Source organism: Streptomyces flavofungini, assembly GCF_030388665.1.
GTDB classification, from domain to species: Bacteria; Actinomycetota; Actinomycetes; order Streptomycetales; family Streptomycetaceae; genus Streptomyces; species Streptomyces flavofungini_A.
The window spans coordinates 6,553,340-6,566,477 of the sequence record NZ_CP128846.1 but is presented as its reverse complement, the minus strand read 5'-3'; the positions used below and the strand labels follow the sequence as shown (position 1 = coordinate 6,566,477).

Below are 13,138 nucleotides of genomic sequence, written 5' to 3'. Positions count from 1 at the left end.
TTCCGGGGAGGGTGGGGTCGGCTGATGCCGCCTCAGGTGCGGGGCTCGCGGGTGCGGCGGACGCGGGTGACGGCCGCGGCGATGTCCTCGTCGGCCACGGCCGGGTCCGCCGCCGCGGCCTCGTAGTGGCCGAGGACCGCCTCCATCGCGGGCAGCCACGTCGTGCTCGTGGCGAGGGCCACGTCCTTCGCGGCGAGGCCGTTGCCGAAGTGCACGTCGGTGGCGAAGGCGCGGGCGACGGCGCCCCCGAGCGGCCCCTGGGCCAGGACGCCCCGCGCCACCTCCGGGTCGAGGCCGAGCGCGTCGGCGAGCGCCATCGACTCCGCGACCAGGGCGACGCCGCCGAGCACGGCGGTGTTCACGACGACCTTGAGCGCGGCACCCGAGCCGAGCGGTCCGGTGCGGGTGACCGTGCCGAGGTGGCCGAGCAGCGACTCGACGGCGGTGGCGTCGCCGCCCGCGAGGATGCCGAGCCGCCCCGCCGCCGCCTTGTCCGTGCTGCCCGCCACGGGCGCGTCGACCAGCGTGACGCCGTCCGGCACCCGCTCCCCCAGCGTCCGTACGGCGTCGGGCCCGACCGTCGACATCTCCACCCAGTGGACGCCGGCGCGCTCCCGCAGCACCGGCAGGATCTCGTCGGCGACGTGCCGCAGCGCGTCCGGCCCCGCGAGCATCGTGATGACGACGTCGGCGTCCCGCACGGCCTGCGCGGGCGAGGAGGCGGGGCGCGCGCCCTCGGCGACGAGCGGTTCCGCCTTCGCGGCGGTGCGGTTCCACACGGTCAGCGGGTGCCCGGCGGCCAGGATGCGGCGGGCCATGGGGGCGCCCATGTGGCCGAGTCCGAGGAAGGCGACGCGCTGCCGCGGGGCGGGGGCGGCCTCGTCCTTCCGATCGGCGCCGGACGCCGAGGGCAGCCCCGTGCCCTCTTCCGTGCCCTCTTCCGTGCTCTGTTCCGTGCTCTGTTCCGTGCTCTGTTCTCTGTTCCGTTCCCTGTTCCGTTCCATGGGTACGACGCTAGGTCCGGCCAGACGATGCCACAAGCGAATGCCTAGCATGGGAGACATGCATGATCCGCATGCCTTGAGCGGGACCACGGGCGATGTGCCGGGCACCTTCGCGGCCGACGTGTCGACCGTCTGGCTCCGCGCCTTCGTGACGGTGGCCCGGCACGGCTCCTTCACCGTGGCCGCGCGGCACCTGGGCTGGACGCAGTCCGCCGTGTCCCGTCAGATCGCCTCCCTGGAGGGCGCGCTCGGCGGCGCGCCGCTGTTCGACCGGCTGCCGCGCGGGGTTCGGCCGACCGCGCACGGGCGGGCCGCGCTGCCGCACGCCGAGGCCGCCCTGCGCCAACTGGCGCTGCTGCGGCGGGAGTTGGCGGACCTGGACGACGTGTCGGGCGGGCTCCTCCGGTTCGGGGCGTTCGCCACCGCGGACGCGGCGCTGGTGCCGCGGGCCATCGCGCGGTTCCGTGCCCGCCACCCCGGCGTGGTCCTCGCGCGCGAGGAGGGCTTCACCGGACCGCTGCTCGGGCGGCTCGCGGAGGGCGAGTTGGACCTGGCCGTCGTGTCGACGACGGGCGGCCCGCTCGCCGACGACGCCTACGAGCTGCACCACCTGCTCGACGAGACGCTGTACGTCGCCGTGCCCGCCGGCCACCCGCTGGCGGCCGAGCCGCGCGTCGGCCTGGACCGGCTCGCCGACGAGGACTGGATCTCCGGCAGCGCCGAACCGGCGGGCACCCTGCTCGACGCGGCGCTGCGGCACGGCTTCCGGCCCCGGATCGCGCACGTGGTCGGCGAGTGGACGGCCAAGCAGGGGTACGTCGCCGCGGGCCTCGGCGTGACCCTGGTCCCGGCGCTCGCGGCACAGGGGGCGCGGCCCGACATCGCTCTGGTGCCGGTGCGCGACGAGGGCGCCCCGGCGCGGGTGGTGTACGCGGCGACGGCGCGGGGCCGGACGCCGCCGCCCGCGGTGGCCCCGTTCCTGGCGGCGCTGCGGGAGGCGTGCGCGGACTCGGCGTAGGGAGCGAGGGCGAAAGCTCCCCGTGGGGCATGGCGCCGACCACCCCCGTCCCGCGATACTTCGGCCACCTCACCTGCAACGGAAGGACTCTCGTGGCTACGTCCCCCACTCCCGGGATATCAGGTCGAAGGATCGGCGTGCACGGCGTGTTGGGCGCCCTGCTCCTCGCCGGGGCCACCGTGCCCTCCGCGTCGGCCGCCGACACCGTGCGGGCCGGCGCGCCCACCGTCGAGGAGCAGCGCCTCGACCGCGCGGCGCCTCAGGAGATCCTGCGGCGCGCCGGGTTCGACCGGGTCGCGCCCGGATTCGAGCGGGGCCTCGGCCGGGTGCGCTCCTACGAGCAGGCGGAGCGGCTCGTCGTGCGCGAGGGGCACGCGCTGTGGCGGCGGGCCGTGGACCGGGCGCAGGGGCGGGGTCCCCAAATGGAGGGGCGCGAAGCGCTTCCTGGTGGCGGGCGACGGGCGGGCCTGAGCCGGGACGACGACCGGCCGCTGTACTGGGCGCGGCTCGGGATGACGCGGGCGCTGCGGACCTTCGAGCCGCGCGGGTTCGAGCTGGGGGACGCCGGGCGGAAGCGGCTCCTCGACAAGCTGGAGACGACGTCCCGGGGCCAGGACACGATCAGCTATCCCAAGGGCCACCGGATGAAGCGGGTCCTCGTGACCGGCTTCGACCCGTTCACGCTCGACCGCGACACCCGCATCAGCAACCCGTCGGGGGCCTCCGCGCTCGCCCTGGACGGCACCGTCGTGAGGACGGCCGAGGGTCCGGTGCGCATAGAGACGGCCGTGTTCCCGGTCCGCTGGACGGACTTCGCCGAGGGCGAGGTGGAGCGGGTCCTGCGGCGGCAGCTGCCGCGCGTCGACCTGTTCACGACGGTGAGCCAGGGCCGGGTCGGCAAGTTCGACATCGAGCGGACCAACGGGGCCTGGCGGGGCGGGTTCGGGGACAACGAGAACCTGTCGAGCACCGGCGTCGTCCCGGTCACCGACCCGGCCTCGCAGCCGCAGTGGACGACGACGACCCTCCCGTACAAGGACATCGTGGCGGCGGACACCGGGCGCTTCCCCGTGTACGACAACACGGCCGTGACCGAGATCCCGGCGGGCGGCAGCACGCCGGTGCAGCGGCCGGACGGGCCGACTCCGGGGTCGGCGGCGCGGGCGGGCGGCGGCGGGGACTACCTGTCCAACGAGATCGCGTACCGGGCGACGCTGCTGCGCGACCGGCTCGGGCTGCGCGACCGGCTGCCCGGCGGCCATGTGCACACGCCCGTCCTGCAGTTCGGCGCGGGGAACACCGACCCGGCGACGGGCACGGTCACGGACGCGGAGTTCGTCCGCAACCGGGTCGACATCATCGGGCAGGTGCGGCAGATCGTGGTGACGGCGGTGACGGCAGCGGAGGCTAACCGGCGGTAGGCGCGCCCCGGCCGTCCGGCCGGGGAGTCCCGCTCGCGTCGTCGGCGTCCTCGGCGTCGTCGTCATCGGAGCCCGTGTCCTCGCCCATGAGGTCCCGTGCCATCAGGGTCGCGCCCGCGACCGCGCCCGGCATCAGGAACACGGCGACGAACGGCACCAGGAAGACGACCGCGAGCGGGGCGCCGAAGCCCCACGCCAGGGACTTGCGGGCCCGGAGCAGGGCCAGGCGGTCGCGCAGCCGCACCCCGCGCCGCTGCAGCGCGATCGCCGTCAGCTCCTCCACCAGGAAGAAACCGGTGACGAAGAAGCCCATCACGGGGATCACGGTCTGGCCGACGACCGGCAGGAAGCCGAGGCCGAAGAGCAGCACGCCCCAGATCGCGGCCCGTACGACGATGCGGAGGCTGTCGCGGATGGAGATGAGGATGTCGCGCCAGAGCGGCAGGCCCGACTCGGGCGCGAAGCCCGCCACGGAGATGTCGACCTGCTCGGAGAGGGACTCGTAGAAGGGCTCGCCGATCACCAGCGTCACCGCGGTGAACGTCACCACGGACAGGAGCAGGGCCAGGGCGAAGAGCAGCACCGTCAGGAAGCCGCGGAACAGGCCCGGCCACGGGTTGGACCAGTCGTCGGCGAACGGCGTCGCCCAGGAGACGAGGTCCGTGCCCCACAGCGCGAGCGCGACGAGCGCGCCCGCGTACAGGACGAGGGTGATCAGTCCTGGCAGCAGCCCCCATCCGAACTGCTTGCCGTGCTGGGCGACCCAGCGCTGCCCCTTCACCAGATAGCCGAATCCACGACCCAGTTCACGCATGCGGCACACCCTATCCGGCCCCCGGCTGCGGCCCGGGAGTGGTGCGGGTGGGGTGGCTGTTTCGTGAATACCCCCTTGTTGCGCGCGTTTTCACCCTGTAGACCTCCCCTACTGATCTCTCGACTGATCTCTCGGGTCGGCCAACGGCCCACGCTTCGGAGGTACGTATGGGGATATCCCGCCCATCAAGACCCGTGCTCCTGACCGCATCGGCCGCCGCGGGCACGCTGCTGTTCACCGCGCTCACTCCGAGCGGCGCGAGCGCGGACCCCGCGCCCCGCCCGGTGATCCGCGACGAGGCCCCGCTGGACTCGCCCGACCGGGCCGCGCGGGCCCCCGAGAGCGCCGCGGAGCGCGCGCTCGACGGCGGCGGGGCGGGTGCCGCGCTCGCCGCGAAGGGCCGCGGCTATCCGCGTGAACAGCGCCTGCCCGCGGTGCCGAAGAACCCGGCCGACAAGTCCATCAAGCTGGGCCTGACCCCGTACCACGCCATCGCCCCCAGGCTGAACAGGATCCAGGGCATCGGCGACCGGGTCAGCGTGGAGACAGCCGGGCGGTCGGCCGGCGGGCACGACCTGTATCTGGTGACGGTCACCGCGCCCGAGTCGGCGCGCGAGACCGCCCGGCAGGAGAGGATGCGCGACCGCATCGAGAACGCGCCCGCGGCCGCCGCCAAGGACAAGGCACTCAAGTCCGCGTACAAGGCGCCGGTGTTCATCAACAACAACATCCACGGCAACGAGTGGGAGGGCACCGACGCGGCCCTGAAGCTCATCGAGAAGCTGGCGAAGGCCAAGGACACGAAGACCCGCGAGCTGCTCGCCCACCACCGCCTCTACTTCAACGTCACCATGAACCCCGACGGGCGGATCGCGGGCACCCGCGAGAACGCGAACGGCTTCGACCTGAACCGGGACTTCATCACCGCGACCCAGCCCGAGACGCGCGCGGTGCGGCGGATCGCCATCGACAAGCAGCCCACGATGATGCTCGACCTGCACGGGTACGTGAACGGCACCCTCATCGAGCCGACCACCCCGCCGCACGGCGAGAACTACGAGTACGACCTGTTCCTGAAGAACAGCTACGCCAACGCCCTCGGCATGGAGAAGGCCGTCAACGGCCTCGGCTACACCGAGCAGAAGGACGGCGTGCTGCCCGCGGTCATCCCCTTCCGCGACCAGCAAGAGGGCTGGGACGACTGGCCGCCGATCTTCACGCCGCAGTACATGCCGTTCCACGGCGCGGTCGCGGCGCACACCATCGAGTTCCCGATGCAGGTCAACAACGAGGAGTACGACTCCCAGCCCGCCGCCGAGCTGCGCCGCCGCTCCGCCATCAACGTGGACATCGCGGGCGCGGCGATGAAGGCGACCCTCGACTACGCGCGCGGCCACCGCGCGTCGCTGATCGCCGACCAGATCGAGGTGTTCCGGCGCGGGGCCACGGGCGCGAAGTCGGTGGAGATCTCCGAGGAGACAGTGCCGGGCGTGCCGGGCATCGGCCCGGAGGACGTCTACACCACGAAGTTCCCGCGCGCGTACGTCATCCCGGCCGGCAAGCGCCAGCGCTCCGCCGCCGCCACGGCCCGGCTCGTGGACCACCTCCGCGCCAACGACGTGCGGGTCCGGCGCGCCACCCGGGACTTCCGGCTCGGCGGCGCCTCGTACGAGAAGGGCTCCTACGTCGTCGACATGCGCCAGCCCAAGCGGGGCATCGCGAACGTGATCCTCGCGGACGGGCGGGACATCAGCGACAAGGTGTCGGCGATGTACGACATCTCGGGCTGGAGCCTCGGCCGGCTGTGGGGCGCGTCCGTGGTGTCCGCCCGCAAGGGCGACCCCGCCGCCGTGCCGTCGCGCGCGGTCGGTTCGGCCGCCCGCGTCGGCTACGTCGCCCCGCGCGGGAACCTGCGCCTTCGCCTGGACGACCCCCGCGAGGTGGCCGCCCTCAACTCCCTCACCGCCAAGGGTGTTTCGGTACGCCGGGCCGCCGACGGCGGCAGCGTCATCGTGCCGGGTTCGGCGCGCCGGGCCGCACGGGACGCGGCCGAGAAGTACGACGTGGCGTTCTCCGCGACCAAGGCGCGCGGCAAGGACGTGGTGCGGCGCACGCGGGTCGCGGCGGCCGTGACGCCCGGAGAGCTGTTCGCGCTCCGGGAGATGAACTTCGACGTGGTGCCGGTGTCGACCGCCGTCCTCAACGACGGCTTCGACTGGCGCAAGGCCGACGTCCTGTTCGTGTCCTCCGGTCTCGACCGCGCCAAGCTCAAGCCCGCCGCGCGCAAGCGCCTCGACGCGTTCCTCGCCAAGGGCGGCGGGTTCGTCGGGCGGGGCGCCGCAGGCGCCGCCCTCAACGAGGCCGCGGGGCTCCTTCCCGTCACGGCCGTCCAGGGCAACGGGGACGCCAACGGCGTGGTCCGGGTGCGCAACGCCGGTGGGCCCGTGGCCGGTTCCGGCGCCGGGTACGGCTTCGTCTACGCGCCGATGTGGTTCACGGGGCTCGGGGACGGGGTTCGTGTGGAGCAGGCGTACGCGAACGGGAAGCCGTTGGTGTCGGGGCACTGGCGCGCCGACGCCTCCGGGGCGGGTGGGCCGGCCGACGCGGCTGGGGAGGCGTCCGTGGTGAGCGGTGCGCGTGGCTCCACGCGGGTCGTCCTCTTCGGCACCGAGCCCTTGTTCCGGGGGCACCCGAAGGGGGTGTTCGCTCAGGTGGGGCGGGCTGTGGTCGGGGTGAGGTAGGCCTCGCGGGTGCGCCCCAGGCCCACCCCTTCCCGTAACCGGGGCTCCGCCCCAGACCCCACTCCTCAAACGCCGGAGGGGCTGAAAGTTGCCGGCCCATTATCCAGCCCCTCCGGCGCAGGAAGGGGCGGTCGCGAGTTGGTCCGGGCCTGGCAGCCGGGAGCCGTCGGCGTACACGCGTGCCCGAATGCCCTTGCCATTGGGGGACTTGATGAACGCGGGGCGGCGCATGACTTACGCCTCGCGGAGCGTTCCGGGGCGGGGACCACCCATCCGACGCAGGTGCCGGTGCCCAGGTCCGCGAAGGGCAGGAGTTCCGGTACGGACATGAACGGTACGTGGTGTCGGCGGGACTTCTCCCCCGCGTAGCAGTCCTCCCACCCTTGGGGCGCATGAGGTACCTCACACAGCTCGAACAGCAGGGCGAAACTGGTCTGCACACGGTCGGCGCCGTACAGGCCCTCCTCGTACGGGTCCGTCGTGAGGAACCCCTCCCCCGGACGTGCCGCTGCGGTGCGTCGGTCGGTGCCTCACGTGCGGGGAACTCTCCGACGACGCGGCGAGCGCCAACGCCGCACAGATGTGGTGCCTCAAGCACGCGGAACGGACACACCACGGGAGCTACGAGCTGTCGGCGTTCAAGTCCTTCAGCGCGACGATGGCCGACTCGACAGCGAGCGGTTCCCGCCCACCCGCATCGGTCCGGCGCATTCGTAGGCGCGCACGATCTGGCCGCCGGGCGGGCCTGGGACGGGCGGTGGTCGGGGGACGGTAGGCGACAAAGACCAGCACCTCAAATTCGCCCCTAGCGGGTGGCAGCAGCCAATCGGCTGAGCAGGCAACTGAGTTGAAAGCCTTCCATCCGACGCATGCCCCGAATGCGGCATGTTGGCGCCCGGCAAGAGGTGCCATCCGCCGCCTCAGCCCCGGAACCCTTCACCTGCACCGCATCCGGCCCTGTGGCGGTAGCGACTGCCGCGGGCACGAAGGACGCGCTGTTCACCCCGCACGCGCGCGGAGCGTGAGGCACGTCCCGCACTGGGGGCTTCGTGCGGAATGAATCCCGCCACTTACCCCATCGCTCCCCCATCTCGAACTGGTCGACATTACGTTACATGCTCACGCCTCAGAGATCCCCTACGGAGAGGTTGAGTTATGAAACGAAGGCGATTACTGCGAATTGCTCTCGCCGTCGCCGCTTTCGTGACGGTCGGCACTTCAGCCTCGGCGCAGGCGGTCGACCAGGAGCCGAACTGGGTTATCACCTACGAGAGGACCCCCACGAATCCACCCCGCTACGAAAAGCTCGACACGTACTACTGTTACGACCACGATCAAGGCTTTCCTCGGCGGCCGATCAACATGATCAATAACTCGGGCCGCGATCGCCGAGTATGGGTACACAAGAACGTGTAAAAGGAAGAGGACGAGTACTGCATAAAGCCTGGACAGACAGCAATCAACATCCGCAGCATCAAGTATCCGGCCTGGCTTGTCGTGGGCGCCAAGAAGACTTGCCCCGCAGGCACCGGCCCTTGAACCTACGCGGCGAGCGTCACACCTCGTACCGTTAGCGGCTTGGAGCACGAGGAATAATTAACCTGGTCTACGAGTGCAGCGAAACCGTTACCGAGGCTTCGCTGCACGATCACGAAGTCGAGAATTACGGACAAGAGTCCGAAATGGTTCCTCAGTTCCTCACCACGTACCAGGTTTCCTGGGTCGATTCGTTCTCATGGCGAATTGAGGCAGATCACTCCGCCCGCTCGGCCGTGACATACACATTCCCGTCCGGGGCAGTTTTTAGCCACTCCGTGGCATCAAGCAAAGGCGGCAGTAGCGAAACACCGAGGACGCGATCCGTGTCATGCAGAATCGAAGTACCGGGATATACAAGATCTGTTATATCGGTCGCCGGAAATCACCACTCGGAGTCCCTGCAGATAACTGGAGATGCTACGGGGCTGGTGGAAAGCTCACAGGTCACCGATCTGCGGGTGAAACTTACTCTCCTGACACCTGGCGGAAATTTCATCAGCACAACCACCATGATCCCAGAGGTGTCCGATCCACTCAGCTACTGAACTTGATTGGGTGATGTCGGACCGTTCGCCTGATGGTGGTCGGTCCGTTCCGGTAGCCCTGAACTGTGAGATACGCGCAGGGCGGCGGGTTGACCGACATCGGAAGGGCCGCGAGGGAGCGGGTCCGGCTGCAGGCCGTGACACGCTTCCAAGGCGGGCAGAAGAACAGGGACATCGCTGCGACGCTGCGGGTCAGTGAGCGGTCTGAGGAACGGTGGCGCCGCCAGTGGCGCGAGCGCGGTGAAGCGGGGGTCCTGTCGAAGGGATCGCCGGGGCGGCCGAGGCTCGGCGAAGCTCAGATCGCGAGGCTGGAACGGGAACTGGAGCGTGGGCCGCTGGTCCACGGCTGGGCCGACCAGCGGTGGGCACTGGCCCGGATCAAGACGCTGATCGGCCGGCTGTTCCACGTGAGCTACACCGTGGAGGGCACGTGGCTGCTGCTGAAGCGGCACGGCTGGTCTTGGCAGCAGCCGGCTCGGCGGGCGATCGAGCGTGACGACGCGGCGGTCGAGGTCTGGAAGAAGGAGACCTGGCCGCGGGTAAGAGCACCCCGGCGGCATGTGACGGCTGGATCGTCTTCGAGGACGAAGCCGGGCAGTCGATGACGCCGCCGCGAGCGAGAAGCTGGGGACGCAAGGGCTCAACGCCAGTGGTCCGGGTCCGGGTCCGTGGCCGGGGCTCGGGCCGGGTGTCCATAGCCGGGCTGACCTGCTACAAGCCGGGGAAGCGGTCCCGGACGTTCTACTCGGTCCGCGAGTACCGGGGCCGCAAGGGCGAGCCGAAGGGCATCGGCTGGCGCGACCTGTGCGACCTGCTGATCAGAGCGCACATCCAGCTCGGCGGCCCGATCGTGCTGGTCTGGGACAACCTGCGCATGCACCTGGTCGAGGCGATGCGCCGATTCATCGCCGACCACGCGGACTGGCTCACCGTCTTCCAACTTCCGAGTTGCGCACCGGACTTGAACCCACAAGAGGGCATCTGGTCACTGGTCAAACGCGACATCGGCAACCTCGCCGCAGCCGACCTCGGCCAGATCACTCGCGCCGTCAAGCGCAGGCTCAAGCAGATCCAGTACCGTCCGGACCTGGTCGACGGCTGCCTGACCAGCACCGGCCTGATCACGGACGACTGGCCGGCATCACGCATTCAAGCTCAGGCAGTAGCTTCGAGCATTTCTAGACAGTGACTAAAATTCGCCCTTGAATGACAGTGCGGCGGTCAGTAAATTCAGCTGCCCGCCGGACTGTTGTCCGGCGCCGTAGGTCGATATGCAGGGAGATAGGGATGCGCAGCAGGTTTCGAACCTGCCGCTGACTCGTGAAACGCGGGCCAGCGGGGTTCTTCATTAGCTTGGTTGCCCTGACAAGGCACCGTCCGAGGGAGACGTATGCCCTCAGTCGGACACCAGGTGACCCCGCTCGCGTATCCGAGGAGTACACCTTGCTGGACCGTTTGATCGACCTCCTGTCTCAGACCCGGACCCTCCGCGCCCTGCTGGACTTCTGCACCATCGTGGTCCGTCTGCTGCCCGCGTTGGTCGTGATCGTGGCGCTCATCCCCTCGTTCGTCGTCTTCGCGTTCATCTCCGCCGGGGCACGCAGGTCGGTTCTCGACATCGTGGACCGCCTCACGAACTGGACCCTCGCCCGCTACTGAACTCGATTGAGTGATGTCGGTGCCGTTCGCCTCACAGCTGGCCGGCGGCACCGACCTGGCCCTGTGAGCGTCGGGTCGACGGACCCAAAATCGTCGAAGCCCGAAGCTGCTGGTCAGCTACGGTGGCGGCATGCCTGAAAGTCTGCCCGAGGATGTAGCCGACGTGCTTGGCCTCGTCCTGAACCCGGACGAGCCGATTCACGTCGCCCTCCGACGGCAGGTGCCCCAACTCAGGGTGCAATCCCGCTGCAAGTGTGGGTGCGGCACTGCCTACTTCGACCTTGACGCCGACGCGTTGGAGCCCGCACCAACGGGCCCCGGCACCGTCGTGGCCGACGTACAGCTGTTCACCGAAACCGGCGAGTGCCCTGGTGAGGTCTTGGTCTTCGCGCAAGGCGGCTACCTCTCATGGCTGGAGGTCTGTTCTTGGAGCGATGACGGCGAGGTGAACCTCTCCGCGGCGCGGCGCTGGCTACAGCCGTCGTCCTGAACCCGAGCCGGTAACAGCCGACGTCTCGGACCCTGACGCCGCCACCACGAGTCGACCGACATCACGAGTTCAAGTTCAGTAGCGCCAAAACTGAAATCGCCTACCAGAGACCGCCCCCGACCCCAGAGGCGGGCAGGGGCGGGACCGGGGTGCCCCGGTCCCGCCCCTGCCTGCGCTGTGCGTTCCGCGCGTCAGGCGACCTTCAGGTCCACCTTGATGTTGCCGCGGGTGGCGTTGGAGTAGGGGCAGACCTCGTGGGCCTTCTCCACGAGGGACTGCGCCGTAGCGGCGTCCACGTTCGGGATGGACGTGATGAGTTCGACCTCCAGGCCGAAGCCGCCGTCGCCGTTGGGGCCGATGCCGACCTTCGCGGTGACGGTGGAGCCGGAGATGTCGGCCTTCTCGCGGCGGGCGACCACGCCGAGCGCGCCCTGGAAGCAGGCGCTGTAGCCGGCGGCGAAGAGCTGCTCGGGGTTGGTGCCCGCGCCGCTGCCGCCCATCTCCTTCGGCGGGTTCACGACGACGTCGAGCTTGCCGTCGTCGCTGGCGACCCGGCCGTCACGGCCGTTCTCCGCGGTGGCCACGGCGGTGTACTTGACGTCGATGTTCTGGATGGACATAACTGCCGATCCCTCCTGGGGTGTGCCGTGTCGCGCGCCCGCCCGACCCGGCGATTGTGGAATTAGGTTATCGGATTACGGAAGAGGGGGAGGGGGTGACCCTCCCCCGAGGGCTCGGCAGGATCACGCGTCCAGGGCGACGATCATCTTTCCGGTGTTCTCGCCGCGCAGCATGCCGAGGAAGGCGTCCACGCCGCTGTCGATCCCGTGCGCGAACGTCTCGTTGTACTTCAGCTCGCCGGACCGCACCCAGGCCCCGACCTCGCGCACGAACTGCTGCTGCAGATCCTGGTGGTCCTGGACGAGCATGCCCTGGATCCGGAGCCGCTTGCCGATGATCATGGCCATGTTGCGGGGGCCCGGCGTCGGCTCGGTGTCGTTGTAGCCCGCGATCATGCCGCAGATCGTGATCCGGCCGTGCACGTTCATGCGGCTGATGGCGGCCTCCAGGTGCTCGCCGCCGACGTTGTCGAAGTAGACGTCGACGCCGTCGGGGGCGGCCTCCTTCAGCTGGTCGACGACCGGGCGCTCGTCGCGGTAGTTGAACGCCGCGTCGAAGCCGTATTCCTCGGTCAGGAGCTTGACCTTCTCGTCCGAGCCCGCCGACCCGATGACGCGCGCGGCGCCCTTGAGCCGCGCGATCTGGCCGACCTCACTGCCGACGGCACCCGCTGCGCCGGAGACGAAGACCGTGTCGCCCTCCTTGAAGGACGCCACCTCAAGAAGCCCCGCGTACGCCGTCAGGCCCGTCATGCCGAGCACGCCGAGGTACGCCGAGAGCGGCGCCGCGTCCGGGTCCACCTTCGTCGCGTACGTCACCGGCACGGAGGCGTACTCCCGCCAGCCCCCGAAGTGCAGCACGTGGTCGCCCACCGCGAAGCCGTCCGCGTTCGACGCCACCACGACGCCCACCGCGCCGCCGTCCATGGGCTGGTCCAGCTGGAACGGCGGGATGTAGGACTTCACGTCGTTCATGCGGCCGCGCATGTACGGGTCGACCGAGAAGTACAGGTTCCGGACCAGGACGCGGCCCTCCGCGGGGGCCTCGACCGGGACCTCGCGGAGCGCGAAGTCCTCCGGGACCGGCCAGCCGTGCGGGCGACGCACGAGGTGCCAGGCGCGGCCGGTGGCCGGGAGCTGCTCGGGGGCTGCGGACATGAGGGGTGTCCTCCTCAGGCTGGGGGGCGACGGGGTCCGGAGCGGTCGGCTCCGACCCCTAATGCTTCATGTTCTGAAATAAGCATGCGCTTCGATATTTCATGTTGTCAAGTAAATGGGTAGCCTGGA

11 protein-coding genes and 1 pseudogene are annotated in these 13,138 nt (G+C 70.2%); 7 read left to right on the top strand and 5 right to left on the bottom strand.

The genetic code is table 11. The features are described 5' to 3' along the window. Positions 1–32: 32 nt before the first annotated feature. Positions 33–1,004: an NAD(P)-dependent oxidoreductase gene (locus QUY26_RS27995; protein WP_289951374.1), complete on the bottom strand. Its 972-nt coding sequence runs from the start codon at positions 1,002–1,004 to the stop codon at positions 33–35. Positions 1,005–1,062: 58 nt separating this feature from the next. Here QUY26_RS27995 and QUY26_RS27990 point away from each other — a divergent pair, with 58 nt between their 5' ends. Next, a complete protein-coding gene (locus tag QUY26_RS27990) occupies positions 1,063–2,022 on the top strand; it encodes a LysR family transcriptional regulator (protein ID WP_289951372.1) in 960 nt (319 codons plus the stop codon). Positions 2,023–2,159: 137 nt separating this feature from the next. Beyond that, positions 2,160–3,443 carry a pyroglutamyl peptidase gene (locus tag QUY26_RS27985; RefSeq protein WP_436840419.1) on the top strand — a complete coding sequence of 428 codons (1,284 nt, stop codon included), beginning with the start codon at positions 2,160–2,162 and terminating at the stop codon, positions 3,441–3,443. Here the strand turns inward: QUY26_RS27985 and QUY26_RS27980 are convergent. After that, positions 3,430–4,257 carry an EI24 domain-containing protein gene (locus QUY26_RS27980; RefSeq protein WP_289951369.1) on the bottom strand — a complete coding sequence of 276 codons (828 nt, stop codon included), beginning with the start codon at positions 4,255–4,257 and terminating at the stop codon, positions 3,430–3,432. The two genes, QUY26_RS27985 and QUY26_RS27980, sit on opposite strands and share 14 nt — an antisense overlap. A 167-nt stretch (positions 4,258–4,424) precedes the next feature. Here QUY26_RS27980 and QUY26_RS27975 point away from each other — a divergent pair, with 167 nt between their 5' ends. Beyond that, on the top strand, positions 4,425–6,998 hold the full coding sequence (locus QUY26_RS27975; RefSeq protein ID WP_289951368.1) for a M14 family zinc carboxypeptidase: 2,574 nt from the start codon (positions 4,425–4,427) through the stop codon (positions 6,996–6,998). Positions 6,999–7,124: 126 nt separating this feature from the next. Here the strand turns inward: QUY26_RS27975 and QUY26_RS27970 are convergent. Then, a pseudogene (locus tag QUY26_RS27970) lies at positions 7,125–7,229 on the bottom strand (ATP-grasp domain-containing protein); the annotation flags it as partial. Positions 7,230–7,500: 271 nt separating this feature from the next. On the opposite strand from QUY26_RS27970, the gene QUY26_RS41220 reads away from it, so the two are divergent. The 4 genes from QUY26_RS41220 (at position 7,501) to QUY26_RS27950 (ending at position 11,231) form a co-directional block, all read left to right on the top strand. Then, on the top strand, positions 7,501–7,773 hold the full coding sequence (locus QUY26_RS41220) for a DUF7848 domain-containing protein (protein ID WP_436840418.1): 273 nt from the start codon (positions 7,501–7,503) through the stop codon (positions 7,771–7,773). 1,374 nt (positions 7,774–9,147) lie between these two features. Beyond that, positions 9,148–10,271 (top strand): IS630 family transposase gene (locus QUY26_RS41215; RefSeq protein ID WP_436840417.1). Its coding sequence is split into 2 segments (ribosomal slippage): positions 9,148–9,595 and positions 9,595–10,271, totalling 1,125 coding nucleotides; the frame shifts between segments, so codons are not numbered across the junction. Between the two features lie 254 nt (positions 10,272–10,525). After that, a complete protein-coding gene (locus QUY26_RS27955) occupies positions 10,526–10,741 on the top strand; it encodes a hypothetical protein (RefSeq protein WP_217171192.1) in 216 nt (71 codons plus the stop codon). A 130-nt stretch (positions 10,742–10,871) separates the two neighbouring features. Then, a complete protein-coding gene (locus QUY26_RS27950; protein ID WP_289951361.1) occupies positions 10,872–11,231 on the top strand; it encodes a hypothetical protein in 360 nt (119 codons plus the stop codon). Between the two features lie 191 nt (positions 11,232–11,422). On the opposite strand, the gene QUY26_RS27945 is transcribed toward QUY26_RS27950, so the two are convergent. Both QUY26_RS27945 and QUY26_RS27940 read right to left on the bottom strand, forming a co-directional pair. Beyond that, positions 11,423–11,851, bottom strand: a complete 429-nt coding sequence (locus tag QUY26_RS27945) for an organic hydroperoxide resistance protein (RefSeq protein ID WP_289951360.1) — start codon at positions 11,849–11,851, stop codon at positions 11,423–11,425. Between the two features lie 123 nt (positions 11,852–11,974). Next, positions 11,975–13,009, bottom strand: coding sequence for an NADP-dependent oxidoreductase (locus QUY26_RS27940; protein WP_289951359.1), 1,035 nt, complete (start codon positions 13,007–13,009; stop codon positions 11,975–11,977). Between the last annotated feature and the right edge of the window lie 129 nt (positions 13,010–13,138).